The 26,414-nt window shown below is 65.8% G+C and carries 26 protein-coding genes; 15 read left to right on the forward strand and 11 right to left on the reverse strand.

Annotated elements, in window-relative coordinates:
• Entirely contained in the window at nucleotides 1–1,197 is a 1,197-nt protein-coding gene (locus AC1MGT_RS19790; RefSeq protein WP_183550809.1) for a heme biosynthesis protein HemY, read from the forward strand.
• Nucleotides 1,198–1,258: 61 nt separating this feature from the next.
• Entirely contained in the window at nucleotides 1,259–1,798 is a 540-nt protein-coding gene (gene ppa / locus AC1MGT_RS19795) for an inorganic diphosphatase (protein WP_258837489.1), read from the forward strand.
• 60 nt (nucleotides 1,799–1,858) lie between these two features.
• Here the strand turns inward: ppa and AC1MGT_RS19800 are convergent, their stop codons facing one another.
• The 7 genes from AC1MGT_RS19800 to AC1MGT_RS19830 form a co-directional block, all read right to left on the reverse strand.
• The gene (locus tag AC1MGT_RS19800) at nucleotides 1,859–2,524 is read right to left on the reverse strand and encodes a choice-of-anchor J domain-containing protein (RefSeq protein WP_499501694.1); all 666 of its coding nucleotides are present in this window, start codon (nucleotides 2,522–2,524) and stop codon (nucleotides 1,859–1,861) included.
• A 214-nt stretch (nucleotides 2,525–2,738) separates the two neighbouring features.
• Nucleotides 2,739–3,824 carry a branched-chain amino acid ABC transporter permease gene (locus AC1MGT_RS19805; RefSeq protein ID WP_499501695.1) on the reverse strand — a complete coding sequence of 362 codons (1,086 nt, stop codon included), beginning with the start codon at nucleotides 3,822–3,824 and terminating at the stop codon, nucleotides 2,739–2,741.
• Nucleotides 3,825–3,826: 2 nt separating this feature from the next.
• Nucleotides 3,827–4,849, reverse strand: coding sequence for a branched-chain amino acid ABC transporter permease (locus tag AC1MGT_RS19810; protein ID WP_499501696.1), 1,023 nt, complete (start codon nucleotides 4,847–4,849; stop codon nucleotides 3,827–3,829).
• Between the two features lie 8 nt (nucleotides 4,850–4,857).
• Nucleotides 4,858–5,604, reverse strand: coding sequence for an ABC transporter ATP-binding protein (locus tag AC1MGT_RS19815; RefSeq protein ID WP_499504331.1), 747 nt, complete (start codon nucleotides 5,602–5,604; stop codon nucleotides 4,858–4,860).
• Complete coding sequence (locus AC1MGT_RS19820) at nucleotides 5,591–6,388, reverse strand: ABC transporter ATP-binding protein (RefSeq protein ID WP_499501697.1); 798 nt, start codon at nucleotides 6,386–6,388, stop codon at nucleotides 5,591–5,593. The genes AC1MGT_RS19815 and AC1MGT_RS19820 overlap by 14 nt, the downstream gene beginning before the upstream one ends.
• A 1-nt stretch (nucleotide 6,389) precedes the next feature.
• Entirely contained in the window at nucleotides 6,390–7,598 is a 1,209-nt protein-coding gene (locus tag AC1MGT_RS19825) for a substrate-binding domain-containing protein (RefSeq protein WP_499501698.1), read from the reverse strand.
• 46 nt (nucleotides 7,599–7,644) lie between these two features.
• Nucleotides 7,645–9,927, reverse strand: coding sequence for a TonB-dependent receptor (locus AC1MGT_RS19830; RefSeq protein ID WP_499501699.1), 2,283 nt, complete (start codon nucleotides 9,925–9,927; stop codon nucleotides 7,645–7,647).
• Between AC1MGT_RS19830 and AC1MGT_RS19835 the strand changes: the two genes are divergently transcribed.
• Both AC1MGT_RS19835 and AC1MGT_RS19840 read left to right on the forward strand, forming a co-directional pair.
• The gene (locus AC1MGT_RS19835) at nucleotides 9,926–10,117 is read left to right on the forward strand and encodes a hypothetical protein (protein WP_499501700.1); all 192 of its coding nucleotides are present in this window, start codon (nucleotides 9,926–9,928) and stop codon (nucleotides 10,115–10,117) included. The genes AC1MGT_RS19830 and AC1MGT_RS19835 overlap by 2 nt on opposite strands.
• Nucleotides 10,118–10,174: 57 nt before the next feature.
• Nucleotides 10,175–11,095 (forward strand): LysR family transcriptional regulator, encoded by a 921-nt coding sequence (locus AC1MGT_RS19840; protein WP_499501701.1) that lies wholly within the window; start codon nucleotides 10,175–10,177, stop codon nucleotides 11,093–11,095.
• Between the two features lie 44 nt (nucleotides 11,096–11,139).
• Here AC1MGT_RS19840 and udk read toward each other — a convergent pair whose 3' ends face one another.
• Together udk and AC1MGT_RS19850 are read right to left on the reverse strand one after the other, a co-directional pair.
• A complete protein-coding gene (gene udk, locus AC1MGT_RS19845; protein ID WP_183550835.1) occupies nucleotides 11,140–11,781 on the reverse strand; it encodes a uridine kinase in 642 nt (213 codons plus the stop codon).
• A gap of 59 nt (nucleotides 11,782–11,840) precedes the next feature.
• The gene (locus tag AC1MGT_RS19850; protein WP_499501702.1) at nucleotides 11,841–12,821 is read right to left on the reverse strand and encodes a TIGR01777 family oxidoreductase; all 981 of its coding nucleotides are present in this window, start codon (nucleotides 12,819–12,821) and stop codon (nucleotides 11,841–11,843) included.
• A gap of 309 nt (nucleotides 12,822–13,130) precedes the next feature.
• Here AC1MGT_RS19850 and AC1MGT_RS19855 point away from each other — a divergent pair, with 309 nt between their 5' ends.
• The 9 genes from AC1MGT_RS19855 (at nucleotide 13,131) to AC1MGT_RS19895 (ending at nucleotide 20,931) form a co-directional block, all read left to right on the forward strand.
• On the forward strand, nucleotides 13,131–14,549 hold the full coding sequence (locus AC1MGT_RS19855; RefSeq protein WP_499501703.1) for an SLC13 family permease: 1,419 nt from the start codon (nucleotides 13,131–13,133) through the stop codon (nucleotides 14,547–14,549).
• A gap of 25 nt (nucleotides 14,550–14,574) precedes the next feature.
• The gene (gene mdcA, locus AC1MGT_RS19860; RefSeq protein ID WP_499501704.1) at nucleotides 14,575–16,242 is read left to right on the forward strand and encodes a malonate decarboxylase subunit alpha; all 1,668 of its coding nucleotides are present in this window, start codon (nucleotides 14,575–14,577) and stop codon (nucleotides 16,240–16,242) included.
• 11 nt (nucleotides 16,243–16,253) lie between these two features.
• On the forward strand, nucleotides 16,254–16,577 hold the full coding sequence (gene mdcC / locus AC1MGT_RS19865) for a malonate decarboxylase acyl carrier protein (protein ID WP_482898243.1): 324 nt from the start codon (nucleotides 16,254–16,256) through the stop codon (nucleotides 16,575–16,577).
• Complete coding sequence (locus AC1MGT_RS19870) at nucleotides 16,574–17,482, forward strand: biotin-independent malonate decarboxylase subunit beta (protein WP_499501705.1); 909 nt, start codon at nucleotides 16,574–16,576, stop codon at nucleotides 17,480–17,482. Before mdcC ends, AC1MGT_RS19870 begins: the two co-directional genes overlap by 4 nt.
• The gene (gene mdcE / locus AC1MGT_RS19875; protein ID WP_499504332.1) at nucleotides 17,482–18,198 is read left to right on the forward strand and encodes a biotin-independent malonate decarboxylase subunit gamma; all 717 of its coding nucleotides are present in this window, start codon (nucleotides 17,482–17,484) and stop codon (nucleotides 18,196–18,198) included. Before AC1MGT_RS19870 ends, mdcE begins: the two co-directional genes overlap by 1 nt.
• Nucleotides 18,182–18,856, forward strand: a complete 675-nt coding sequence (mdcG, locus tag AC1MGT_RS19880; RefSeq protein ID WP_499501706.1) for a malonate decarboxylase holo-[acyl-carrier-protein] synthase — start codon at nucleotides 18,182–18,184, stop codon at nucleotides 18,854–18,856. The genes mdcE and mdcG overlap by 17 nt, the downstream gene beginning before the upstream one ends.
• Nucleotides 18,849–19,745, forward strand: coding sequence for a triphosphoribosyl-dephospho-CoA synthase MdcB (gene mdcB, locus AC1MGT_RS19885; protein ID WP_499501707.1), 897 nt, complete (start codon nucleotides 18,849–18,851; stop codon nucleotides 19,743–19,745). The genes mdcG and mdcB overlap by 8 nt, the downstream gene beginning before the upstream one ends.
• Complete coding sequence (locus AC1MGT_RS19890; protein WP_499501708.1) at nucleotides 19,715–20,671, forward strand: ACP S-malonyltransferase; 957 nt, start codon at nucleotides 19,715–19,717, stop codon at nucleotides 20,669–20,671. Before mdcB ends, AC1MGT_RS19890 begins: the two co-directional genes overlap by 31 nt.
• A gap of 131 nt (nucleotides 20,672–20,802) precedes the next feature.
• On the forward strand, nucleotides 20,803–20,931 hold the full coding sequence (locus AC1MGT_RS19895) for a hypothetical protein (protein WP_332529949.1): 129 nt from the start codon (nucleotides 20,803–20,805) through the stop codon (nucleotides 20,929–20,931).
• 97 nt (nucleotides 20,932–21,028) lie between these two features.
• On the opposite strand, the gene AC1MGT_RS19900 is transcribed toward AC1MGT_RS19895, so the two are convergent.
• Nucleotides 21,029–22,639 (reverse strand): DUF4214 domain-containing protein, encoded by a 1,611-nt coding sequence (locus AC1MGT_RS19900; RefSeq protein WP_499501709.1) that lies wholly within the window; start codon nucleotides 22,637–22,639, stop codon nucleotides 21,029–21,031.
• A 111-nt stretch (nucleotides 22,640–22,750) separates the two neighbouring features.
• Nucleotides 22,751–23,899 (reverse strand): GNAT family N-acetyltransferase, encoded by a 1,149-nt coding sequence (locus tag AC1MGT_RS19905; protein WP_499501710.1) that lies wholly within the window; start codon nucleotides 23,897–23,899, stop codon nucleotides 22,751–22,753.
• Nucleotides 23,900–23,979: 80 nt separating this feature from the next.
• On the opposite strand from AC1MGT_RS19905, the gene AC1MGT_RS19910 reads away from it, so the two are divergent.
• Both AC1MGT_RS19910 and AC1MGT_RS19915 read left to right on the forward strand, forming a co-directional pair.
• Nucleotides 23,980–26,052, forward strand: coding sequence for an NAD(+) synthase (locus AC1MGT_RS19910; RefSeq protein WP_499501711.1), 2,073 nt, complete (start codon nucleotides 23,980–23,982; stop codon nucleotides 26,050–26,052).
• Complete coding sequence (locus AC1MGT_RS19915; RefSeq protein ID WP_183550870.1) at nucleotides 26,049–26,387, forward strand: P-II family nitrogen regulator; 339 nt, start codon at nucleotides 26,049–26,051, stop codon at nucleotides 26,385–26,387. Before AC1MGT_RS19910 ends, AC1MGT_RS19915 begins: the two co-directional genes overlap by 4 nt.
• Nucleotides 26,388–26,414: the final 27 nt, after the last annotated feature.

Genomic DNA, 26,414 nt, shown 5'->3' on the forward strand with positions numbered 1-26,414 from the left:
ATGCGCTTACTCATCTGGCTGGTTACGCTGATGGCCGCGGCCATCGGCATCGCGGTGACGGCGCGCTTCAATCCGGGCAATGTGGTGCTGTTCTATCCACCGCACCGGATCGACATGTCGCTCAATCTGTTTGTCGTGGTGCTGATGCTGCTGTTCGCCACGCTGTACGTGCTGGTGCGCACCTTCTACGCGACGGCGCGCATGCCGCAGCGGGTGGCCGCGTACCGCCAGCGCCGCCGCGAGCGCGATGGCAACAAGGGCTTGCGCGACGCGCTCAAGGCACTGTTCGAAGGCCGCTTCGGCCACGCCGAAAAAGCCGCGATGCGCGCCGCCGACCTGCCCGAGAACACGGGCCTGGCAGCGCTGATCGGCGCGCGCGCGGCGCACCGCATGCGCGAGCCGGCACGGCGCGACGCCTGGCTGGCCGGCATTTCGCATGACACCACGCTCAAGACGGCGCGCCTGATGACGCTGACCGAACTGCTGGTGGACGATCACCGCCCTGAGGCGGCGCTCGAAGCGGTGGCCGAGCTCAATGCCAGCGGCCAGCGCCATATCCACGCGCTGCAGTGGGCGATGAAGGCCAACCAGCAGGCGCGCAACTGGCCCGAGGTGCTGCGCCTGGTGCGCATCCTCGACAAGCGCAATGCACTGCATCCGGCGCTGGCGCGGCGCCTGCGCGAAATGGCCTACGAAGCGCTGCTGGGCGGGGAAGACCACGACGCCGAATCGATCCGCTGGACCTGGGCCACGGTGCCCCCGCAAGACCGCACGGTGCCGTACGTCGCGGCGCGCGCCGCCGGCGCCTTCAATGCGCGCGGCCTGCACGACGAAGCGCGCGCGATTGCCGAAGAGTCGCTCAAGGCCAATTGGGACGAGCGCGTCGTGCGCGCCTACCGCGACGCGGCCAGTCCGGCCGGCTCGCCATCGCTGCTGGCCCAGATCGAAGCCTGCGAAACGTGGCGTCGTGAACGGCCGCAGGATGCCGAACTGGCGCTCACGCTCGGCACGCTGTGCCTGAAACAGAAGCTGTGGGGCAAGGCCCAGCGCTATCTGGAGCAAGCCTTGTCGGACGCGACCGAAGCGGCGATGGTGCGCGAAGCGCATCTGAAACTGGCCCAGATGCATGAAGCACTGGGGCAGGACGAGCTGGCCGCCAAGCATTACCGGCAGTGCGCACTGGCGACTGTGTTGTAACGCGTGCCTTTCGCTATAATGGCGGACTAATTTTGACTCTTTAGCAACCAAGGATCCCATCATGAGCCTGAACAACGTCCCAGCCGGCAAAGACGTGCCGAACGACTTCAACGTCATCATTGAAATCCCGATGAACTCCGATCCGGTCAAGTATGAAGTCGACAAGGACACGGGCGCGATCTTCGTCGATCGTTTCATGGGTACGGCCATGCACTACCCGTGCAACTACGGCTACGTGCCGCAAACCATCGCCGACGACGGCGACCCATGCGACGTGCTGGTCATCACCCCGTTCCCGCTGCCACCAGGCGTCGTGGTCCGTTGCCGCGCGCTGGGCGTGCTGAAGATGACCGATGACGGCGGCGGCGACGCCAAGGTCATCGCAGTGCCGATCGAAAAAGTGCTGCCGATGTACAAGAAAATCCAGTCGCTGGATGACGTGGAAGAGCTGCGCCTGAAGCAGATCCAGCACTTCTTCGAGCACTACAAGGACCTCGAAGCGGGCAAATGGGTCAAGATCGAAGGCTGGGCTGGCATCGATGAAGCCAAGGCCGAGATCGTTGCCGGCGTGGCAGCGTTCAACAAGGGCGCCCAGGCATAAGCCAGCGCGCAGGCAGTAGTTGAAAGCCGGCAGCCCGTGAGGGTTGCCGGCTTTTTTACGTCAGTGGCGCTCGTGGCGGCGCAGCAGGCCAAGCACGCCCAGGCCATCGGCCAGCAGAAGCCGGCTGGTGGGTTCCGGCAGCCGCGTGACCACGCGCACCGTGTCGAGTCCGATATGGCTCAGCCTGGCCGCATCGCCCAGGTAGCGAAACGCGAAGCGGCCTGTGCCATCCACCGTCAGGTCGAGGTGCCATGGTTGCCATTGAGCGGGGAAGTCGACGGCGCCGCTGATGCTGGCCAGCAGCGTATCGAAGGACGCTGCAGCGGTCCCGCTGCCGCAGCCGCTGCCGTAGCGCACTTCGAGCAGGTCGTCGAAGCCGTCGACGCGTTCGCGGCTGGTGAAGAACGACAGCGTGGTGGGGCCGCTGAGCGTCAATGTCGGCGTGATCAGCCAGTTGTCGACGCGGCCGACGCCATGGGCGGCGCTGAGGCAGCTCGCGGCGGCGTAGGCGTCGGGTGCGCCGGCCTGGGCGGGGAAGATGTCAGGGTCGCCCTGGCACCATGGCGCGCCTAGCGGGACGCTGCGGTTGATGCGGACCCAGCCCGGGGAGTCGGCCAGGTTGCCGAAATCTTCGCTGAGTACCTCGATCCCGGCTGCCTGGGTGGTGTGAGGGGCGCAGGCGGTCGGGACCGCCGCTGTGGCGAGCATGTAATTGAGTCGTTGCATGATGAGGCGTCGCGTCGTGAGTCGAGGCTTTATCATAGAAACGGCGGGCGCCGCGGTATTGCGGTGCGTTGGGGCTGCCGGGTCACGTGCCCGGCCCGACGCAAAGGGGGAGGGGGAACCAAAAAAAGTCGCCGAGGTCGTAGGGTGGACGGGTTTCCCGTCCACGCGTTCAACCCGACGTCGCATACGACGGATGTTTGCGAATTGAATGTTCTTAGCGCAGAGAGCGCGCCGCCAGCCACGCCCGCAGCCGCAGCTTGCCAACGATCCCGACCGGAAACCAGTAAATGGACAGGATGAACAGCAGCCCCAGCCACAGCATCCACCGGTCCGGGTGCAGGGCGGCGGCCAGCACCGGCACGCCGTCCAGCGCAGCAGCGCCGTGCGCCATCCAGTCCTTCAGGTAGTTCTGGGCCAGGGTGAACAGCGTCGCGCCCACGACCGCGCCATACATCGTGCCCATGCCGCCAATCACGACGATCAGCAGGATGTCGGTCATGACCTCGAAGCCGAGCGATGTGTCCGGGCCGACGTAGCGCAGCCACAGCGCCATCAGGGCGCCGGCCAGGCTTGCCGTCAGCGCTGCCAGGACATTGGCCCAGATCCGGTACACCATCGTGCGGTAGCCAAGGGCTTCGGCGCGAAACGCGTTTTCGCGGATCGCCTGCAGTACACGCCCGAACGGCGAATTGACCAGCCGCAGCAGGAACAGGAACAGCAGCAGGCAGCCGACGAACACGACGTAATAGGTCAGCAGCCGGCCATCGAGATGGCGGCCGAACACCTCGTGCTCGACCAGCCGATAGGCAGGAGAAAGCACGTGCGGCACGCGGAACGTGACGCCATCCTCGCCGCCGGTGAAGTCGGACAGTTGCGACGCCAGCACGGCAAACGACGAGGCCACGGCCAGCGTGATCATCGCGTAGAAGATGGCTTGCACACGCAGCGCGAACAGCCCGACTACCAGCGCCAGGGCCAGCGCAAGCAGCAGCGCCAGGCCAAGCCCCGCCATGGCGACGCCCCAGGTCGGCTCGTCGACGCGCGCCAGTGCCAGCCCGATGCCATACGCCCCGATTCCGTAGAACATCGTGTGGGCGAACGAGACGATGCCGGTATAGCCCAGCAGCAGGTCGTAGGACGCCACCAGCACGATGTAGACGCAGATCGTGGCCGCCGTGTTGAGTGACCGCGCGCCCGAAGTCAGGAACGGCGCCAGCGCCAGCCCGAGGAGGATCACGACCAGCAGCGCCGTCAGGATGCGGCTGCGCGGCAGGTCGCCCGATAACAGTTGCCGCAGCATGTTTACCCCCGTCCCGTCGCATACAGCCCGGCGGGCCGCCACAGCAGGACCGAAATCATCAGGACGATGCCCGACACCAGCGCGATCCCGGGCGCCAGGAAGCCGGTGTAGTTGGCCACCAGCGCCATGAGCAGCGCGCCGATGAAGCAGCCACCGACCGATCCCAGGCCGCCGATGATGATGACGATGAACAGCATCACCATGATCTCGCCGCCCATCGCTGCCGTCAGCGTTTCCTTGTACAGGCCCCACATCACGCCGCCCAGGCCGGCCAGGCCCGCGCCGGCCGCGAACACCATCACGAACAGGCGCCGGATGCGGTAACCGAGCGCTTCGACCATCTCGCCATGTTCGACGCCGGCGCGCACCAGCAGGCCGATCTTCGTGCGGTTCAGGATCAGGTACATCGCGGCAAACACCACTAGGCCAATCGCCACCGCCACCAGCCGGTACTTGTCGATGGCCGCGTCGCCCAGCAGGAACGCGCCGCGCAGGGCCGTGGGCAGCGGCACGGCGATCGTCGCGGCGCCCCAGACGACGTGGATCAGCTGCTCGGCCACGATCATGCCGCCCATCGTGACCAGTATCTGCTTGAGATGCTGGCCGTAGACGGGCTGGATGAGCAGCCGCTCGAAGGCCCAGCCCAGCAGCGCCGTGACGAGCATGGCGACCACGATCGCCAGCGCCAGTACGGCCAGATTGATGGGCAGGGAATCCATCTCGAGCCAGCTGCGCAGCGGCAGCAGCACGAGCGTAGCGGAAAACGCGCCGACCGCGATGAATGCGCCGTGGCCGAAATTGATCACGTTCATCAGCCCGAACACGAGTGTCAGCCCGCTGGCCATGATGAAGATCATCATGCCCATCGCGAGGCCCGCGACGGTGAGGGTGACCCAGGTGGACCAGCTGCCCACCAGCGGCAGGGTGGCCAGCATCAGCGCCGGCACCAGCAGCAGCGGCGCGATGTCGCGGCGGGTGGCCGGCAGCTGGGCGTCGGTCGACGGTACGGTGGGGGCGAGGGACATGGGCGTTCCTAGGGTGGGGTGTCGAGGGACAGGCCGAGCAGGCGCTGTTGCAGCGCGGCGTCGCCCGCCAGCACGGCCATCGGGCCGGCATGGACCACGCGGCCGCCATCCATCACACTGGCCGTGTCGCCCAGCGTGCGCACGACGTGCACGTTCTGTTCGACCAGCAGGATCGTCGCGCCTTGCGCCTTCAGCTCGCGAAACGCCGCCATCAGGCTGTGCACGATGGCGGGCGCCAGACCCTTGGTCGGCTCGTCGACCAGCAGCAGCTTGCGCGGTTCGACGATGGCGCGCGCGATCGCCACCATCTGTTTCTGGCCACCGGACAGGTTGCCGGCCGGGCGGTGCCAGAACGTGCGTAGCGCCGGGAAGAAGCCACAGATCCAGTCAACACGCGCGGTATCGAGCGGGCCGTCGCGCGCGGCCAGCACCAGGTTCTCGCGCACCGTCAGGTCGGAAAACACGGCCATGTTCTCGGGCACATACGCAATGCCGGCGCGCGCGATGGCGGATGTGGCCAGCCTGGTGATGTCGCTGCCATCGAAGTGAATGCTGCCGCTGCTGGCGCGCCACAGGCCCATGATCGTACGCAGCGTCGTCGTCTTGCCGGCGCCGTTGCGCCCCAGCAGGACGGCCAGTTCGCCGCGCGCTACCTGCAGGTCGACGCCATGCAGGATGTGGTACTGGCCGATGTGCGTGTGCACGCCGGCCAGGCGCAGCAGCGGCTGGCGCGCCGCGGGATCAGGCGCGAGCATGTTCGGTGTCGGACGTTCCAAGATAAGCCTCCTGAACGATGGCGGATGCCATGACCTCGCGTGGTTCGCCATCGGCCACCAGCGCCCCGTTGTGCAGCACGACGATGCGGTCGGCGAGCTGGCGCACGACGTCCATCTTGTGCTCGACCAGCAGCACCGTGCGGGCGGCGTCGCCTTTGACTTCGCGGATCAGGTCGAGCACGACCGGCACGTCGTCGGCGCTCATGCCGGCGGTGGGTTCGTCGAACATCATCACGGACGGTTGCAACGCCAGCAGGATCGCGACTTCGAGCTTGCGCTGGTCGCCGTGCGACAGCGCGCCCACCAGCATGTCGCGCCGCGCCGCCAGTGCCACGCGCTCGAGGTAGTAATCGGCGCGTTCGACAAGGTCCCGGTGGCTTGACCAGACCGACAGGAAGTCCAGGCCGATGCCGGCGCGGCTCTGGACCGCCAGGCGCACGTTCTCGATCACGGACAGCAACGGGAACAGGTTGGTGAGCTGGAAGGCGCGGCCGATGCCAAGGCGCGTGCGGCGCGCGGCGCCCAGGCGCGTGATGTCGCGGCCATGCAGGTGCACGCTGCCGGCGCTCGCGCGCAACTGGCCCGAGATCAGGTTGAACCACGTGGTCTTGCCGGCGCCGTTGGGCCCGACGATGACGGTCAGCGTGCCCGGATAAAAGTCGGCCGTGACGGCGTTGACGGCAACGTGCCCGCCGAAGCGGATCGTCAGGCCGCGCGTGGACAGGGATGGCGCAATGCGGTCAAGGTCGAGGTCGTCGGCCATGTCAGCGCTTGTTTCGCACCGGCAGCGGCATCTCGTCGGCCGGGATGTCACGCACCAGTTCGAGCAGATCCCATTCGTTCTTCTGGTTTTTCTTGATGCGGAAGTGGTACATCGGCTGGATTGCCTGGTGGTCATCCTTGCGAAAGACCATGGCGCCCTTCGGCGTCTCGAAGCGCATGCCTTCCATCGCAGCGGCCATCCGGTCGCCATCGCCATCCTGGACCTTGCCCAGCGCCGCAACGACTGCGCTGGCGGCGGCCATGCCACCGGCCGTGAACATGTCGGGCGGGGTCTTGTGGCGCTTCTTGTGCTCTGCCACCAGCCATTCGTTCATCGGATTCTTTGGAAAATCGTAGTAGTAATAGATGGTGCCTTCGGTGCCTGCATGCGCCTTCCAGGTTTGCATCACGGGCAGGATATTGCCGCCCGGGGCCAGCGCGATGCCGTAGCGTTCGGGTTTCATGGCGGCGATCTTGTTCATTGGACTCGGGCCGGCCCAGACGATGGCCAGCACGCGCGGCTGCGGCTTGTTTTTCAGGGCATCGAACAGGCGCTGCGCCGATGCCGTGAAGTCGGTCGTCGCGAGCGGCGCATATTCTTCGTGGACGACGCTGGCCTTGCTGCCAGTCGCGGTCAAGGCTTCCTTGCCGGCCTTGATCGCATCGCGCCCGAACGCATAATCCTGGGTCAGGAAGCCCACGCTGCCGCTTTTCAGGGTGCTGGCGGCAGCCAGCGCATCCTGCATCGAGCTGCGCGCCGTGCGGAAGATGTACTTGTTCCACTTGTCGCCCGTGATCGCATCGGCCACGGCCGGCTCGATGATGAGCACTTTTTTGTATTCCTTCGCCACCGGCAGCATGGCCAGCGCCGAGGCGGACGAGGTGGTGCCCACCGCAATGTCGACGCGGTCGTCGCCATACGCTTCGGCCAGCAGCGTACGGCCCAGATCGGGCTTGCTCTGGTCGTCCTTGACGATCACCTTGATGGCGCGGCCGTTGATGGCCATGGTGCCTTTGGTCAGATACTCGAGGCCGAGCATGAAGCCGCTCTCGGTCTCGCGCGCGTAGGTTTCAAGTGGGCCCGTCTTGCCGGCGATGAGGGCAACTTTAAAGTCCTTGCCCTGTGCGCCCGCGTGGGGCGCGGCGCCCAGTGCACATGCGGCCAATGCGGCCAGAAGCAGCAGGGTGATGGATCTGATCGAATGGCGCATGCGGTCTCCTCGTGGTGTTTTGTCAGGGCGTGGCCAAGGCTGCGGTTCAGAAGCGCAGCTCAAGCGTCGCCGACACCGTGCGCGGGTTGCCGTAGAAAGCGGTCAGCGTGCCTTCGTTGCCCAGCGTCGGGAACAGGTAGCCGGCCGTTTTATAGTGTTCGTCGCCCAGGTTCTTGCCGTGCAGGCCGGCGCGCACCTTGCCATCCGCGCGGGTCCAGACGATGCTCGCGTCCCAGATCCTGTACGAGTCCTGGTCGAGGATCGATGCGGTTTCGAACTGGCTGGTGGCGCCCTTGAATGCATAGCTGCCGATCAGCGAGACGCGTCCGTTGTGGCCCATGACCGGCAGCGGGATGTCGTAATTGGCGCGCAGGTTGGCCGAATTCTTCGGCGTGTTCTGGAACGTGCGCTGACCGGCCACATTGACATTGGCCACGATGTATTCCCGGTAGCTGGCGTCGATGTAGCTGTACATCCCGGCGACCATGAAGTTGGGCGTGATATTGGCGACTGCCTCGAGTTCGACGCCCTTGATCCGTGCCTTGCCGGCGTTGGTCGTCACGCCCGCGAAGCTGTCGTCGCGCCCATCGCCGTTGGTGTCGATGGCGATCGAGCCCGGGATCTGCACGTCCTGGTAATCGCTGTGGAACACGGCCAGGTTGGTCGTGATGCGCCCGCCATTGAACGCCGACTTGAGACCAAGTTCGGTCGTCTCGATTGTTTCCGGTGCATAGCCGGCGCGCGCGGTGGCGATCGGGAGCCGCGTGCCGACCACGTTCAGGCGCGGATCGAACCCACCACCCTTGAAGCCTTCGGAGTACGACGCGTACAGGTTGTGGGCATCGTTCATCTTCCAGCTCAGTGCCACGCGCGGCGTGAATTTCTTATCCTTGCGCTCGAGCAGGCCGCCGCGCAGGTCGGTGTCGGTGCGAAACAGGATAGCGTTCGGATTGCCCATCCGGGGCGAGCCAGCCAGCCCGAAATATATCTGGCGCAGCACGTCGGCCTCGCGCTGGTCGACCGTGTAGCGTCCGCCCAGCGACAGGCTCAGGCCCTCGGCGAGCGTGTAGCTGCCGTCAAAGTAAGCGGCCCAGGCCTTCGTGTCGATGTCGCCCAGCGTGAAGGTCGATGTGGGCACCGCGCCGGCCAGGATGGTGTCGAACTGGTTGAAGGCGTTGGCGTCCATGTAGTACACGCCGGCCACGCCCTGCAGGCGCGCGCCGCTGTAGGTCGCTTGCAGCTCCTGGCTGAACTGGCGGTTGGTGTACAGCGCCGGCACTTCCATGTCCACGACGGGCAGGGCGTCGAAGTCGATCGGCGCCCATGACTTGTCGCGGCGCGCCGCGGTGATCGATTTCAGGCGCCACGCACTGTCGACGGTGTACTCGACCGTGACCGAGCCGCCGTACGAGCGCACTTCCTGGTCGCGGCCCAGCACTTTGGTGAGATTGCCGCGCGTGTCGAACACGTCGTTCAGGATGGGCGCGCCGCTCGTGCGTCCGACGAGCAGGCGATGGCCGTTCTTGGGGTTGGAATCGTCCTGCGTGAAGTCGCCGGCAAGGCGCACGAACAGGTCCTGGTTCGGCACGAGTTCAATTGAGACCCGACCGGCGGTGATGTCCTTGTCGTAGTTGCCCTTGCCGGTGGTCAGGTTGTCGCCAAAGCCGTCGCGCCGGAAGCGCGCGAACGTGCCGCCGATACGCGCGGTGTCGGTCAGCGGCGTGCTGGCCGTGAGCACGCCGTCTCGCTGGCCGTAGTCGCCGAGCGTGGCGCGCACGCGCACGTCGCGCTGGGGGCCAAGCTTGCGGGTGACATACTTGAGCGCGCCGCCGATCGTGTTGCGGCCGTACAGCGTGCCCTGCGGGCCGCGCAGAACCTCGATGCGCTCGACGTCGTAGATGTCGGCCACGGCCGCCTGCGGCCGGGCCAAATAAATGTCGTCGACATAGATGCCCACGCCCGACTCGAAACCGGCCAGCGGATCGGCCTGACCGACGCCGCGGATGAACGCCGTGAGCGTGCTGTTGGTGGCGCGCGACGCCTTGAGCGTCGTGTTGGGCAGCGACAGCGCCAGGGCAGTCACGTCGGGCAACGCCTGCTTGGAGAGCTGGTCGGCCGAGAACGCGGTGACAGACACCGGCACGTCCTGCAGCGATTCTTCGCGCCGGCGCGCGGTGACGACCACTCTGGACATGTTGTCGTCGGTAGTCGCCGCTGCCGGGGCGCCCGTCGCTTCCTGGGCATGGACGGCGCCGATGGCGCCGCTGCACGCGGCCAGCAGGGCGCATGTGGATGGATGCAGCAGCTTCATCTTTCTAATCGGACGCATGGATGTCTCCTTATTGTTCGTCGCCACGGTGGATGTGTCGCTCAAAGGGGGAATGTGCCCGAGCGCACCTTGCGTCGCCTTGCGCATCAACAAGCGCTCTGATGAATACGCAGTTCGAATGGCGGCGTTGCAACAGATGGTCGAACTCATGCGCGTTGCATCACCAAGCGTGCCGGTGCCTGGCGATTGAGGCCCCGTGTGGGCGGTTGATGTATCCTCGTCGTGTATCCATTTCACGAGGGCCCCCATGCGCAGCCAGATCAGCGACGACATCACTTTCCGCAAACTCGAGATCCTGCTGGCGTACATGGAAGGCGGCAACCTGAACGCCGCCGCCCGCATGCTCGACATCAGCGCCGTCAGCGTGCACCGCGCGCTGCATTCGCTGGAAGATGGAATGAGTTGTCAGCTGTTCAGTCTGCAGGGCCGCAACCTGATTCCCAACGACGCCGCGCAGGTGCTGGCGGACGTGAGCCGCGACGTGGTGCGGCTGATGGCGGACGGCATTGCAGCGACGCGCTCGGCCGCCGGTTATTCAGCCGATCACTTGAAGATCGGCTCGCTGTATTCACTGACGACCGGCACGATCCCCGACGTTATCATCGGTATCAAGCTGCGCAAGCAGGAACTCGAGACCGAACTGGTGCTGGGCTCGAATGCGGACCTGCTGCACAAGCTCAAGCAGAATGCGATCGATGCGGCCCTGATGGCGGTGCCCGAACCCGATCCGGATATCGAGTCGATCGCGCTGTTCGAGGACGAGATTTTCTTTGCGGCGCCGGCCGGGTCGCCGTATGCGGGCATGGCCGAAGTCGATCTGCGCGCCTGCGCGGACGAGAAATTCGTCTGCCTGAAGGATGGTTTCGTGACCTTCAGCGGGTTTCAGGAAGCGTTTCGCATCGCCGGGTATGCGCCGAGCATCGTCACGCGCGTGGGCGATATTTTTTCGCTGATGAACCTGGTGGGGGCGGGGATCGGCTACACGCTGCTGCCGGGCCGCGTGCGCCATGCGTTTGGCGACAAGGTCCAGCTGATCCCGCTGAAGAACGATTATCTGATGCGTCAGACGATCGGCCTGAGCTTCCTGCGGGTGCGCGAGCGGGATCCGAATCTGCTGGCGCTGGCGGCGGTGTGCCGGATGCTGAAACACCGCACGCCAACGGGCTGAATGCGCTGGCGCTGGTGCCGGTAAGGATCAGCGCCCAGCCATCTTCACGAGCGCTTCAACTGGTTGATCACGCTGGCGACCTTGGTGGTGATCATGTCGACCGCCGGATTGTTCGCCCCGTGCGGGATGATGACATCGGCGTTGCGCTTGGTTGGCTCGATGAACTGCTTGTGCATCGGCCGCACGGTATCCAGGTACTGGCTGATGACGCTTTCCACCGAGCGGCCCCGTTCCGTGATATCGCGCTGCATGCGGCGGATGAAGCGGATGTCGGATGCCGTATCGACGAAGATCTTCAGCGACATCATGTCGCACAGGGCCGGGTCATACAGGGCAAACAGGCCTTCGATGACGATGACCGGCGCGGGCTTGACCCGGATGGTGCGGTCGGAGCGGTTATGGAGCGTGAAGTCGTACTCGGGCATGTCGATCGACTCGCCCCGGCGCAGCGCCTGGACGTGCTGCACCAGCAGCGACCACTCAAACGCCTGCGGATGGTCGTAATTCTGCTGGGTGCGTACTTCGGGACTAAGATGCGTCTGGTCGCAGTAATAATCATCCTGCATCACGACCGAGACCATCTCGGTACCAAACGTGGAGAGCACTTGCCTGGACACCGTGGACTTGCCACTGCCGCTACCGCCCGCGACGCCAATAATAAACGGTTGAAAAGGAAAACTGAGCATGCCGAATGATACCGGATTCGGGACCTGACTGACAGGCCCCGTGGCCCCTGGCGGCCCCGTTACTTCAGGCTGCGCAGCGCCGCTTCAAGCGCTGGATATTTGAACTCGAACCCTTCGCGGGCGAACCGCAACGGCACCACGCGCTGGCCTTCCAGCAGCAAATCAGCCTGCTCGCCGAGCGCCAGGCGCATCGGCCAGGCAGGCGTCGGGATCACGCATGGCCGTTTCCAGACGCGCGCGGCCGCCTGGCTGAATTCCAGTTGCGACACCGCGATCGGTGCGGTGAAGTTGGTCGCGCCAAACGTCGGCGCAGATGCATCGCTGAGCGCCTGCTTCCAGCGGTGCGCGATGCCCCCGATCAGATCGTCGATGTGAATCCACGACAGCCACTGGCGGCCGCTACCCAGCCGGCCGCCGATGCCCAGCCGGATCGGCAGCAGCATCATCGGCAGCGCGCCTTGCTCGCCCAGCACCAGGCCGAAGCGCATGCACTCCACCTGCACGCCGTGGCGCACCGCGCCGGCCGCGGCGGCTTCCCACTCGCGGCACAGGTCCGACATGAACATCGGCTGGGGAGGCGCTGCTTCGTCGAGCTTGGCGTCGTCGCCGATCCGCTGGATGCCGTAGTACCCGATCGCCGACGCCGACAGCAACAGCCGCGGCTTGTGGCTGGCGCGGCCGATCCAGTCGACCACTTTTTCCGTCAGTGCGACGCGGCTCTGGCGCAGCGCGGCCTTGCGCGCGGCGGTCCAGCGCTGGCCGAGAATCCGGGCGCCGGCCAGGTTGACGACGATGTCGACCTGGTGGTCGAGCGGCAGATCGTCCATCGCGGCGATGGCGCGCACCCGACCGTCGAACAGCGTGGCAGCGCGCCCCACGTCGCGCGTCAGGGCAATCACCTGATGGCCATCCTGCAGCAGCGCGCGCACCAGATGCTGGCCGACGAAGCCCGTGGCCCCGGTGACCAGCACGCAGCGGGCGACCTTGTCGAAGACGCTCAGGGGGCGGGCAGGTGCGGGTGCGGCAGTAGCGGTGTTCATCAAAGCTTCCTTGCGGTCAGGGTCGATCGAGGCGAGGCAGGCCTGGCCCGACATCCGGGCACCTGGCGCTGCACAGCAGGAATGTAACACTTCCGCTGACAGTAAACGTTAGTACCCCAGCGTAATTGATCTCGAAAGCGATCAGGTTTACCTTGGCGGCACAACCTGCATAACAAAAGAGCATGGCCGGCCCCGCAGTGTCCCGAGACCACGGTCCGAGGAGGCGATGGCGACAGACCATGCATTGGAGACGTATCACCAGCGACGCGCCGGGTGGAACCGGCCTTCGCACCTCGTAGGAGCCACCCTGTGTCCTCTCATGTCATTGCAATCTGCGTTCTGGCGCTCATGTTTATTGTCGCCACCGCCATGCCCATCAATATGGGCGTCATCGCGTTTGTCGGCGCCTTCCTGGTCGGCACCATCGTCTTCAGCATGGAGACCAAGGCCATCATGTCCGGCTACCCGGCCGAGCTGTTCCTGACCCTGGTCGGCATCACCTTCCTGTTCGCCCAGGCCCAGAACAATGGCACGATCGACTGGCTCGTCAGACTGGCCGTGCGTGCCGTCGGCGGGCGCATCGCCGCCATTCCCTGGGTCATGTTCGCGGTCACGGCGCTCCTGACCTCCGTCGGCGCCGTCAGCCCGGCCGCAGTGGCAATCATCGCCCCGATCGCGCTGGGCTTTGCCGCCAAGTACAAGATCAATCCCCTGATGATGGGCCTCTTGGTCATCCACGGCGCGCAGGGCGGCGGCTTCTCGCCGATCAGCATCTATGGCGGCATCACCAACAAGGTCGTCATGGAAGCCGGCCTGCCGATTTCGCCGTTGACCACTGCCTTCACCAGCCTGGGCGTGAACCTGGCCGTGTCGGTCATCCTGTTCTTCGTGTTCGGCGGCGCCAAACTGATGCGCCAGGAAATGCCGAAGGCCGGCGCCGGCATCCGTCCGATGACGCCATTCACGCCACCCGTGGCAGTCGCAGCGCAGGGCCCGCAGATCTACGGCGACGCCGAGAATGAAACCGGCAGCGAAGAACGCCTCACCGCGCAGCGTTCGACGGCCGCCGTCGGCGCCGTCGGCAACGGTGGTCCTGGCTCGGGCCTGGGCACCGGCGACATCGATCTGCATGCCGGGCCGACCTTCCACCAGATGTTCACCGTCGTCGGCCTGATCGCGCTGGCCGTGCTCACGCTGCTGTACAAACTCGATATCGGCTTCGTCGCCCTGACCATCGGCCTCTTGATTTCGATCCTGTCGCCGCAGGTGCAAAAGCGCGCCATCGGCCAGGTGTCGTGGCCCGAGATCATGCTGATCGTCGGCGTGAGCACGTATGTCGGCGTCATGCAGAAAATGGGCACCATTGCCTGGGTCGGCGACAGCGTCGCCAGCCTGACCTCGCCGCTGATGGTGGCCTTGCTGCTGCTGTTCGTCGGCGCCATCGTCTCGGCCTTTGCGTCGTCGACTGCCGTGCTGGGTTCGCTCATTCCGCTGGCCGTGCCGTTCCTGGCATCGGGCACCGGTGTCGACGCCATCGGTTTCATCGCTGCCATGGCCGTCGCCTCGACGATCGTCGACGTTAGCCCGTTCTCCACCAATGGCGCACTCGTGCTGGCCAGTGCCCAGGGCATCGACCGTGACGTATTCCTGCGCCAGCTGATGATCTATGGCGGTATCGTGACGCTGGTGGCACCGATCGTCGTGTGGCTGCTGTTCGTGGTGTTGTAAGGCCACGCAAATTTTAGGAATGATCATGAATCATGCTGAAGGCCGCTGGACCGGCCAGCAACGTAACCGCAGCGAGCGCCTGGCCCGCGCCGGCGCCGCACTTGGCGGGGCGCTCGACGGCAAGGTCGTCCAGGCCTCGCACATCGTCGAGCTGCTGCACGCGGTGCTCGAACCGGGCGACCGCGTCTGCCTCGAAGGCAACAACCAGAAGCAGGCAGACTTTCTAGGTAAAGCCCTGACGCGCGTCGATACGGCGCGCGTGCACGACCTGCACATGCTGCTGTCGGTGCTGTCGCTCCCGGAACACCTGGACGTGTTCGAGAAGGGCATCGCGTCGAAACTCGATTTCTCGTTCTCGGGTCCGCAGGCCGGCCGCCTGGCCAAGCTGGCACAGTCGGGCAAGCTCAATATCGGCGCGATCCACACCTACCTCGAGCTGTTCGCGCGCTACTTCATCGACCTGACGCCGCGCGTGGCGCTGGTGGCCGCCGAAATGGCCGACCGCGACGGCAATCTGTACACCGGCCCGAATACCGAAGACACGCCGGCGATTGCCGAAGCGACGGCCTTCAAGAGCGGCATCGTGATCGCGCAGGTGAACCAGATCGTCGACAAGCTGCCCCGCATCGACATTCCCGGCGACTGGGTCGGCTACGTCGTGCAGTCGCCCTCGCCGTACTACATCGAGCCGCTGTTTACGCGTGATCCGGCTTTGATTTCAGAGATTCAGGTGTTGATGGCGATGATGGCCATCAAGGGCATCTATGCCGAGTACGAGATCGAGCGCCTGAACCACGGCATCGGTTTCGACACGGCCGCCATCGAACTGCTGCTGCCAACCTACGCCGCGAGCCTGGGCCTGAAAGGCAAGATTGCCCGTCACTGGGCATTAAATCCACACCCGGCCCTGATCCCCGCGATCGAAGCGGGCTTCGTCGAATCGGTGCACTCGTTCGGCTCCGAGCTGGGCATGGAAAACTATATCCGCGCGCGGCCCGACGTGTTCTTCGTGGGGCCGGATGGCTCGATGCGCAGCAACCGCGCCTTTTGCCAGGCAGCCGGGCACTACGCGTGCGACCTGTTCATCGGCTCGACGCTGCAGATCGACTTGCAGGGCAATTCGTCGACCGCCACGCTGGGCCGCATCGCGGGCTTCGGTGGCGCGCCGAACATGGGCGCCGATGCGCGTGGCCGGCGCCATCCGAGCAAGGCCTGGCTGAAGGCCGGCGAAGAGGCGCGCGCGGGCCGCAACGTGATCCCGCGCGGACAAAAGCTGGTGGTGCAGATGGTCGAGACCTTCCGCGAACACATGGCGCCGGCCTTCGTCGACAAGCTCGATGCCTGGCAACTGGCCGAGCAGGCTGGCATGGCGATTCCGCCGGTGATGATTTATGGTGATGACGTGAGCCACATTCTGACCGAGGAAGGCATCGCCAACCTGCTGCTGTGCCGCACTGACGAAGAGCGCGAACAGGCGATCCGCGGCGTGGCCGGCTACACGCCGGTGGGCATGGCGCGCGACAAGCGCATGGTCGAGAACCTGCGCGACCGGGGCATCATCCGCCGGCCCGAAGATCTCGGCATCGACAAACGCATGGCGACCCGCGACCTGCTGGCCGCCAAGAACATGAAGGGCCTGGTGCGCGCATCGGGCGGGCTGTACGACCCGCCGAAGCGCTTCAGGAACTGGTAAGGAACAACATCATGGAAACGCTGAACTATCGTTTCGAAGGCGGACAGCGCCCATTGAGCGGCATGCCGCAACTGGTGGGCGTGGTGGGCTCGGGCAATCTTGAAATCCTGATCGAACCGGCGCACCTGAAGGGTGCCTGCGAGATCGAAGTGCGCACGGCGGCCGTCGGTTTCGGCGCCACCTGGCAGGCCGTCATGGCCGACTTTCATGCGCGCTGGAGCCTGGCCGATGCGCGCGTGAGCGTCAACGACATGGGCGCCACGCCGGCTGTCGTGAGCCTGCGCCTGGACCAGGCGGTCGAGTCGATCGCCGACCTTCCCGGAGGCGCGCCATGAGCAGCTACCAGGAACTCACGGCGCGCCAGCGCATTCCGGCCATGTTCGACGCCGGCAGTTTCGAAGAATTCTTGCCGCCGTCAATGCGCATCGTCAGTCCGCACCTGGCGCAGCTCGATGCGGCGGTGTCGTTCGACGATGGCGTCGTCGTCGGGCGCGGCAAGCTCGGTGGCCAGGTCGTGTTTGGCGCGGCGCAGGAGGGCGGCTTCATGGGCGGCGCGGTGGGCGAAGTCCATGGCGCCAAGCTGGTGGGCATGCTGCAGCGCGCGATCGATGAACGGGCGCACGCCGTCGTGCTGCTGCTGGAATCGGGCGGCGTGCGGCTGCACGAAGCCAACGCGGGCCTGATCGCCGTGTCGGAAGTCATGCGCGCGATGCTCGACGTGCGCGCAGCCGGCATTCCCGTGATCGCCGTCGTCGGTGGCGCCAACGGGTGCTTTGGCGGCATGGGCATCGCGGCGCGCTGTGCCAATACGGTCATCATGTCCGAAGAAGGGCGCCTGGCGATGTCCGGTCCCGAGGTCATCGAGACTGCCAACGGCGTGGAAGAATTCGATTCGCGCGACCGCGCACTGGTCTGGCGCACGACGGGCGGCAAGCACCGCTACCTGCTGGGCGACTGCCAGGTGCTGGTGGAAGACGACACCGAGGCGCTGCGCGCGGCAGCGCTCGAAGCCATCGCGGACATCCCGGCGGGCGGCGCACCGTTGACGCTCGACGGCCTGCTGGCCGAGCAGGCGATGCTCGAACGGCGCCTGCAAGACACGCAGGGCCTCACCGAACCGATGGATATCTGGAAGGGGCTGGGCATGCCGGATCCGGCGCGGGTGCCGATGCTGGAACCCGACGCCTTCCTCACACTGGCGGCGCAGCACCGCGCCACGCCCACGCTGGGAGAACGATGATGGATTGGCAGACGGTAGCAGCACAACTTTTCCCCGGCGGGCATACCATCACCGAAGCCGACAATTTTTTAAGCGGTAGCGCGCAGGTCGACGGCAAGCCGGTGGCCGTCATCGGCACCACCGGCCACACGCCGATCGGCATCGAGATCGCGCTGGCCCAGGCGCAGGCGATCCTGTGGACGGTGCGCGAGCATCCGGGGCGCCCTATCCTGATCCTGGTCGACACGCAAGGGCAGCGCCTGCGTCACCGCGACGAGATGCTGGGCATCAACAGCTACATGGCCCATCTGGGCAAATGCGTCGACCTGGCGCGGCGCGAAGGCCACACCGTGATCGGCCTCGTGTACGACCAGGCGCTGTCGGGTGGGTTCATCACCAGTGGCCTGATTGCCAGCGCCTGTTACGCGCTGCCCGAGGCGACCATCCGCGTGATGGGTCTGCCGGCGATGGCGCGCATCACGAAGGTGCCCGAGGAACGCCTGACCGAGCTGGCCAAGGACAATCCCGTGTTCGCGCCGGGGCCGGAAAACTACCTGCGCATGGGTGGCCTGCACGGCATCTGGAAAAGCGATCTGGCGGGCGAATTGATCCGCGCACTGGCCGACAGCAAGGCCGAGGACGGGCGCATGGCGCTGGGCCTGGCGCGGGGCGGCCGCCTGCTGGCGCACCCGGTGGCGCAGGCGGTCAGGGTGGGCAGCGATGTTCGCCCGGCATGACCTGGTCTGGCTGACGAGCCGCGGCTGGCAGCGCGTGCGCGACGGCGCGCCGCAGGCCGCCCTGTCTGCGCTGGATCGCTGGCATGACGGCGGCTGGCCGGCCGTCGTGCGGCGCACCGAAGCCGGCATGCTGCCGGGCGAGGTGGCGATTGGGTTCCCGCTACCGCCGCGGCCCGAAGATGGCGGCAAACTCAAATTCGGCTGCGCCGTCGAGATGTCCGATATCGGCCGGCGCACGCGGGCCTTGCCGCTGGTCGGCGCGCTCGACGCCGTGCCGGCGCAATGGCGCGAGGGCCTGGAAGCGCTCGAACGCCAGGCGGCCGACGCCGGCGTGAGCCTCTCCGTGTACGGTTCGGTGGCGCTGGCCGCGCTCACGGGCCAGTATTATCTGACGCCGCTGTCCGATATCGACGTGCTGTTGCAGCCGCAGACGCGGCGCCAGCTGATGATCGGACTCGATCTGCTGTCGTGGCATGCGGGCATTTTGCCGCTCGATGGCGAAGTGGTGTTCCCCGATGGCCGCGCGGTCGCGTGGAAAGAATTGCGTGCGGCGTTTGCCGGCGCGCCGGGTACGCGCGTGTTGACGAAAGGGCTGGACCGCATCGCGCTGGTGCTGCCCGAAGCATTGATGGCCACGCTGGAGGAAGAACATGGATGACCTGAACCCGCTGCAGACAGTGCGAGCGCCTGGCTGGCCCGGGCAGGGCGACGCCAGCGAGCGCGCCTTTTGCCAGCGCACCGCGCGCGTGGCCGTGCGCAGCCTGTATGCGGAACTGGTGCTGTATCCGAAGCCGGGCCTGGTCTCGAAGGTCGACAACGGCAGCCACACCGACATGACGGCGGCCACCTTCATGCGCAGCCTGTTCGCGCTGCGGCGCTACTTTGCCGACATCACCCGCGCCGGCATGCAGGATGCGCCGTTCCACGCTTTGAAACAGCTGGGCATCGACGCCGAAGCACAGATGCTGCGCGCTACCGGCGGCATCAACACGCACCGTGGCGCGATCTTTTGCCTGGGCATGCTGTGCGCGGCCATCGGCCGCTGCCAGGCGCTCGGCGACGCCTTGACCCCAACGCGCATCGGCGAACTGCTGCGCGCCTGCTGGGGCCAGGCGCTGGGCGCGCACAGCGTTGTCAACGGCGAACCTGTTTCGCACGGCGCCCGCGCCGTGCAGCGCTACGCAGCCAGCGGTGCGCGCGAAGAAGGCGCGCTTGGCTTTCCTTCGGTGTTCGATGTGGGCTTGCCGGCGCTGCGCCGTGCATTGGCAGCGGGGCGCGGCCTGCGCGAGGCCCGCATCGATGGGTTATTCGCGCTCATGGCGCATATCAGCGACACCAATGTCTACCATCGCGGCGGCGTCGAAGGCGCCTTGACGGTGCGGCGCCAGGCGCGCGCCTTCATCGCGCGCGGTGCTACGGCGGCGCCGGACTGGGAAGCGCGCGCGCTGGCCAGCCACCGCACCTTCGTGGCGGCGCGGCTGTCGCCGGGCGGCGCGGCCGATCTGCTGGGCGCCGTGTGCCTCGTGCACGCGGTGACGACGCGCTGATGGCGGGGCGCCTGGCCATCCTGTGCCCGGGGCAGGGCGCGCAGCATCCGGCGATGTTCGACATGGCGCGCCTTGACCCCGCCGCCAGCCGGCTGCTCGAGGAATGGAGCGCCGATCCGGCACTGGGCGCAACGCTGCAGGACGGTGTTGGCGAAGAACGCTTCACGAATCGCATCGCGCAACCGGCCATCGTCGCTGCCACGCTGGCCATGTGGCGCGCGTTGCAGGCCACGATCGCGACGCCGGAGCTGGTGGCCGGCTACAGCATCGGTGAGTTGTCAGCCTATGGCGTCGCCGGAGCGCTGGCACCGGAGGACGTGGTCAAGCTGGCCATCGAGCGGGCGCGCCTGATGGATGCCTGCGTGACCGACGGCGCAGAGCAGGGCATGGTGGCGCTGTCCGGCATGCCGTCCGGGACGGTCGACGACTTGCTGGCGGGCGCCGGGTTTTATCCGGCCATCGTGACTGGTGACGATGCGCTGGTGGCAGGCGGCCCGGCCGCGCAGCGTGACGCGTTGGCCAGCGCCGCGATTGCCGCCGGTGGCCACGCTACCGTGCTGCCGGTCGCGGTCGCGTCGCATACACCGTTGCTGGCGGGCGCGGTCGCGCCGTTCGCTGCCTTACTGGCTGATGCGCAATGGCGCGCGCCCGCGTTCCCGGTACTGTCCGGCATCTCGGCGGAACCGGTATTCGACGCGCGCAAGGCGCTGGCCGAGCTGCCGCGTCAGATTGCCGAGACGATCCGCTGGCGCGAATGCATGGATGCGATCACTGAGGCCGGCGTCACTGTAGCGCTCGAACTGGGGCCGGGCACCGCGCTGTCCCGTATGTTGCAGTCGCGCAACCCAAACATTGCCTGCCGCTCAGTGACGGAATTCCGCTCGCTCGACGGGATACGCGCCTGGCTAGACAGGCAGCTCGACTGACATTCACCAAGCTGATGTCTGATATTGCAACTCAGAATTGGAAAACACGCTGAGTCGCCTATATAACAGTTGTACACCAACTGAAACCATAGGCGTTGCCCATCTGGGCGATGCAATCGAAGGAGCTCTACGTGAAAAAGATTGTCCACGCACTCGTCGCCGCTGCCGGCAGCCGCGCCAAATACGCTCTGCGCAAGCGAGCAGAAGCCATCAAGCCAGCGAAGGTCGATTATCGCCTGAACGCCGGCGGCTGGAACTGAGCAGTACTCACCGCCACCGTGTGGCGGTAGCAAAAGAAGGCTGGCGCCATTTGGCGAACCAGCCTTTTTTTTTGCGGGGGCCGCACGCCGCCGTGTATCAGGCCAGCTCGAACGTCGTGCTCATCGTCCCGACCAGCGCCACCATTTCGCTCGACTCGGCCAGCGCCAGCAGCACGTCGCCCCGGTCGAGATACCCTTGCGCGAGCAGCCCGGTCCAATCCGCCAGCTCGGTCGTTGTGGCGTCGCGCTCGAGCGCCGTGCGGTACAGCTGCGCGATGAACGCCGGATCATCCAGCCGGTCGGTCGACTCGGCGGCATCGACAAAGCTGTCGGCGATATCAGCCAGCGTCATGCCTTCTTCCGAGCGGTCGATCCAGTAATTCAGGCCCGCCAGATCCGGCTGACGGTCATACAGCGCGTCGTACATGCGAATGAGTACGGCGATGTCGGTGGTGCCAAACGCGATCTCGGTCGACGCGTCATGCGTCAGTTTTTCGTCCGAATCGACGAGCGCCAGCGCCAGGCCGGCGCGGCTGATGTCGCCGCTGGCCAGAGTTGCCGTCCAGTAGGCCAGGCCGTCGGCGTCGGTGGCGCGGCCCAGGATCTGATCGTACAGCCAGGTGACGTAAGCGCCGTTTGCCTGCGGGACGTCGCCGGCCAGCTCGGACGACGCCAGGATCGATTGCGTCACATCCTCGAGCGAGGCGGCGCCGGCCAGCGTGCGCATCCAGTAATCGAGGCTGCCGGCGTCGGGCGCGCGTTCCAGCAGCGTCTCGTACAACCGCGTGACGCTGCCGCGCACTGTGGTGTCAGCAACAGCTTCGCCTAAAAGGAAGGCTTCGATGTTGTTTGCCTGATAGCTTATGTTCCGAAGATTGCCGGGGGTCAGGCCCAATACGGCATGACCGTCCATCGTGTCGTAAGCATAAAACGAATAATCGGCCCGGCTGTCACGTTTGAGCTGCAGCGTGTCATAGCCCTCGCCACCGTCGATCTCATAGAACGAGGCGTGTCCGATCGTGTCCTGGATGCTCTCGCCGATGATGATCCGGTCGTTGCCGCCGCCGGTGCTGACCCGGTCCTGGCCACCGTCGAGAATAATGGTCTGGCTGGCGCCGTCGGCGATGATGTTGGCTCTGCCGATCACCTGATTGAAGGTGCCGCCACCGGTGATAAGCGTGAGGTTGAAGCCCGAGAGGGCGATTTGCGCCGCGTCACCGAGGTCATTGGTGTCGATGAGCACCGCCGTATAAAATTGTCCGTCGCTGTTCGATACCTGCATGACCGAGCGTGTTGCGTTTTCGGCTGCCATTGTCGGCGTAACCGTCGACAGCAGGAATCCGCCCGAATCGCGCATGCCTTCCCACTGCGCGGCGATGACATCGGTCATCGTCGCCCGGCTGGCCGCCGGTACATGCGCGTCGATCTGCGGCTGCAACAGCGCCGGTCCGTTCTTGAGCGGCTGCTGGTACGTCAGTGCCGTCATCCGCATGCCGTACCCGGTTGGCAGGCTGGCCGTCAAAGCTGGCTCGCCGTCCTCAGTCGTTGTGACCGGAATATCGGCCAGCGCGTTGCCGTTCGCGTCCTGGCGCGTGGCCGTGATCACCGGCACGACCACGGTACGCGTGGGGTTGCCGAAGCTGTCGGCGCCGGCGGTGACGTTGACGTCGACGCCATCGATCACGACGGTGGATGAAGCGGTTGCCATACGCGGTCCTCGCAAGTGAACATTGATCAGGCACCAACTATAGGCGGTTTGCACCGCGCACGGCCTCATTCAGGCCAGAATACCCGGCACGCATATCCGGTCCCGGGCAAGCTACCCGGCGCGCTGCCGGAACGGACTGCGCTCGTTCAATTCATCGAGATAGTCGTCGATGCCGCCGGCTTCACGCTGCAGGAAATTTTCCACCGCATTGGCAAACGACGGATGCGCCAGCCAGTGCGCCGACCAGGTCTTGGTCGGCAGGAAGCCGCGCGCCATCTTGTGTTCGCCCTGCGCGCCGCCTTCGAACGTGGCAATGCCCTGCTCGATGCAGAATTCCAGTGGCTGGTAATACGCAGCCTCGAAATGCAGGCACGGCACGTGTTCGAGCGCGCCCCAGTAGCGGCCGTACAGCGTGTCGGCATCGTGGATGACGAGCGATGCGGCGACCGCGCGGCCTTCCAGTTCGGCGATCACCAGGAGGATATTGTCCGGCATCGTTGCACCGATGCGCAGGAAAAAGTCCAGGTTCAGGTACGGCGTCGAGTGGTGGTCTTTGTACGTGTTGCGGTAGCAGCGGTTGAACAGCACCCAGTCCTCGCGCGTGGCATCCGCCCCGCGCACGCGCCGCATCGTGACGCCGGCATCGACCACCTTGCGCCGCTCGGCGCGGATGTTCTTGCGCTTCTTTGGCTCGAGCGTGGCCAGAAACTCGTCGAAGCTCGCATACCCCCGGTTCAGCCAGTGAAACTGCACGCCGCTGCGCAGCAGGAAGCCGGCATCCTTGAGCGCCTGCGCTTCGTCCTCGGGCGGGAACAGGATGTGGGTCGACGAGACTTCGGTGGCCGACTGCGTGGCCGTCAGCACGTCGATCAGCGCGGCGCGCGCGGCGGCGTCGACCGCCAGCAGGCGCGAGCCGGCCACGGGCGTGAACGGAATCGCCGACAGCAGCTTCGGGTAATAGTCGAGGCCATTGCGCGCGTAGGCATCGGCCCAGGCCCAGTCGAATACGTACTCGCCATACGAGTGGCCCTTGACGTACAGGGGCAGGGCGGCCGCCAGCACGTCGGCCGCGTCGTACAGCAGCAAAAATTGCGGCTGCCAGCCGCTTTCGGGCGCCGCGCTGCCCGACGCGTGCAGCGCGTGCAGGAAGGCGTACGAGAGAAACGGCGTCGGCGCCGCCTGGGCCTGGACCAGTGCGTCCCACGGCGCCTGCCCGACTTCGGACAGGCTCGAGACGATATGCGTGCGATAATCTGTCATTGCTTTCAACATTGCTTCCAATTCCAAGAAGTGAGTGCCACGGGCAGCGATTTGCCGCGTCGGCACTGCGAGAGACCCTTATGACCAGCCGATTCTTCAATCTCTATTCGCACCATTTTGCACGCGTTGCGGTCGCCATCCCGCGCATCCGTGTGGCCGACCCGGCCTACAACGTCGAACAGACGGTCAAGCTGGCGCAGCAGGCGGCAAGCGAAGGCGCGGCGCTGGTCGCGTTCCCGGAGCTGGGCCTGTCTGCCTATACCTGCGACGACCTGTTCCACCAGCGCGCGCTGCTCGACGCCTGCTTGGGCGGCTTGCAGACCATCCTCGATGCCTCGCGCAGCCTGCCGCTGGCCATCGTCATCGGCATGCCGCTGCGGGTGAACCACATGCTGTTCAACTGCGCCGTCGCCATCGCCAACGGGCGCGTGCTGGGCGTGGTGCCGAAAAGTTATTTGCCTAATTATGGCGAGTTTTACGAATCCCGGCAGTTCACGCCCGCCGATTGCGCGCCGGTCGACGTGATCGACCTGTTTGGCCAGACCGTGCCGTTCGGCGTGAACCTGCTGTTCGAGGTCGCCAATCTGCCGCTGTTGCGCTTTCACCTCGAGATCTGCGAAGACGTCTGGGTGCCGGTGCCGCCGTCATCGTTCGCGGCACTGGCCGGCGCCACGGTGCTGGTCAACCTGTCGGCATCGAACGTCGTCGTCGGCAAGAGCGGCTACCGCCACCAGCTGGTGGGCCAGCAATCGGCGCGCTGCATGGCTGCTTACCTGTACACGTCGGCCGGGCGGGGCGAGTCGACCACCGACATGGCGTGGGATGGCCAGTCGCTGATCTACGAAAAGGGCGAGCTGCTGGCCGAATCCGAACGCTTTTCCGACGAGTCGCACATCATCTTTGCCGACGTTGACCTCGATCGCCTGTCGACCGAGCGCATGAAGGCCACCACGTTCGCGCAGACTGCGCAGCGCCATGCGGCCGAAGTCGCGGCGTTTCGCATCGTGCGTTTCGACCTCGCGCTGCCCGTGGAGCGCAGCTTGCCGCTGGCGCGCGTTGTCGAGCGATTCCCGTACGTGCCGGTCGACCGCGCCCTGCGCGACGAGCGCTGCACCGAGGTCTACAACATCCAGGTGCAGGCACTGATCCAGCGCCTGGCGTCGAGCGGCATCCAGAAGGTCGTCATTGGCGTCTCGGGTGGCCTGGACTCGACGCATGCGCTGCTCGTCTGCGCAAAAGTCATGGACCGCCTGAAGCTGCCGCGCACGAACATCCTGGCGTACACGATGCCGGGCTTTGCCACGAGCGAGCGCACGCTCAGGCAGGCGCGCGACCTGATGGCGGCCGTGGGCTGCAGCGCGCAGGAGATCGACATCCGCCCAAGCTGCATCCAGATGCTCAAGGATCTGGGCCACCCGTACAGCGAGGGCACGCTAGATTACGACATCACGTTCGAAAACGTGCAGGCGGGCGAGCGCACCAACCACCTGTTCCGGCTGGCGAACTTCCACAACGGGATCGTGATCGGCACGGGCGATTTGTCCGAGCTGGCGATGGGCTGGTGCACCTACGGCGTGGGCGACCATATGTCGCACTACAACGTCAACGCCAGCGTGCCCAAGACGCTGATCTCGTACCTCGTGCGCTGGGTGGCCGAGACGGGCACCGTGGTTGCCGAAGGCCAGTCGCAGGTGCTGATCGACATTCTCGATACCGAGATCAGCCCCGAGCTGGTGCCGGGCGGCGCCGCCGATGCCAAGCCCGCACAAAGCACGCAGGAGCGCATCGGCCCCTACGAGCTGCAGGACTTCAACCTGTTCTACACGCTGCGCTATGGCTTCAAGCCGAGCAAGGTCGCGTTCATGGCGTATTCGGCGTGGCACGACAGCGCAGCGGGCCGCTGGCCGGACGAGACCGGCACGCGCAACCAATACGACCTGGACGCCATCAAGCGCAACCTGTCGATCTTTTTGTTCCGTTTCTTCAAGACCAGCCAGTTCAAGCGCTCGTGCGTACCGAACGGACCGAAGGTCGGCAACGGCGGCTCCCTTTCGCCACGCGGCGACTGGCGCGCGCCGTCCGACTCCGAGGCCACCGTCTGGCTCGACGACCTGGCGACTATCCCCGACTCATCGAAAGGACTACCACCATGAAACAGATTACCTGCGTGATCAAACCGTTCAAGCTCGACGAAGTGCGCGAAGCGCTGGCCGAAGTCAATGTCACCGGCCTGACCGTCACCGAAGTAAAAGGCTTTGGCCGCCAGAAGGGGCATACCGAGTTGTACCGCGGCGCCGAATACGTCGTGGACTTCCTGCCGAAAGTGAAAATCGAAGTGGTGGTGGACGATCCGATGGCCGACAGCGTCGTCGACGCCATCATCAAGGCGGCGCGCACCGGCAAGATCGGCGACGGCAAGATTTTTGTACAGAACATCGAGCAGGTCATCCGGATCCGTACCGGCGAAACCGGCCCGGACGCCGTCTAAGCAAGCATATCTGACCCCGCCGGGGCG

Source organism: Telluria sp. BA11 (genome assembly GCF_056680305.1).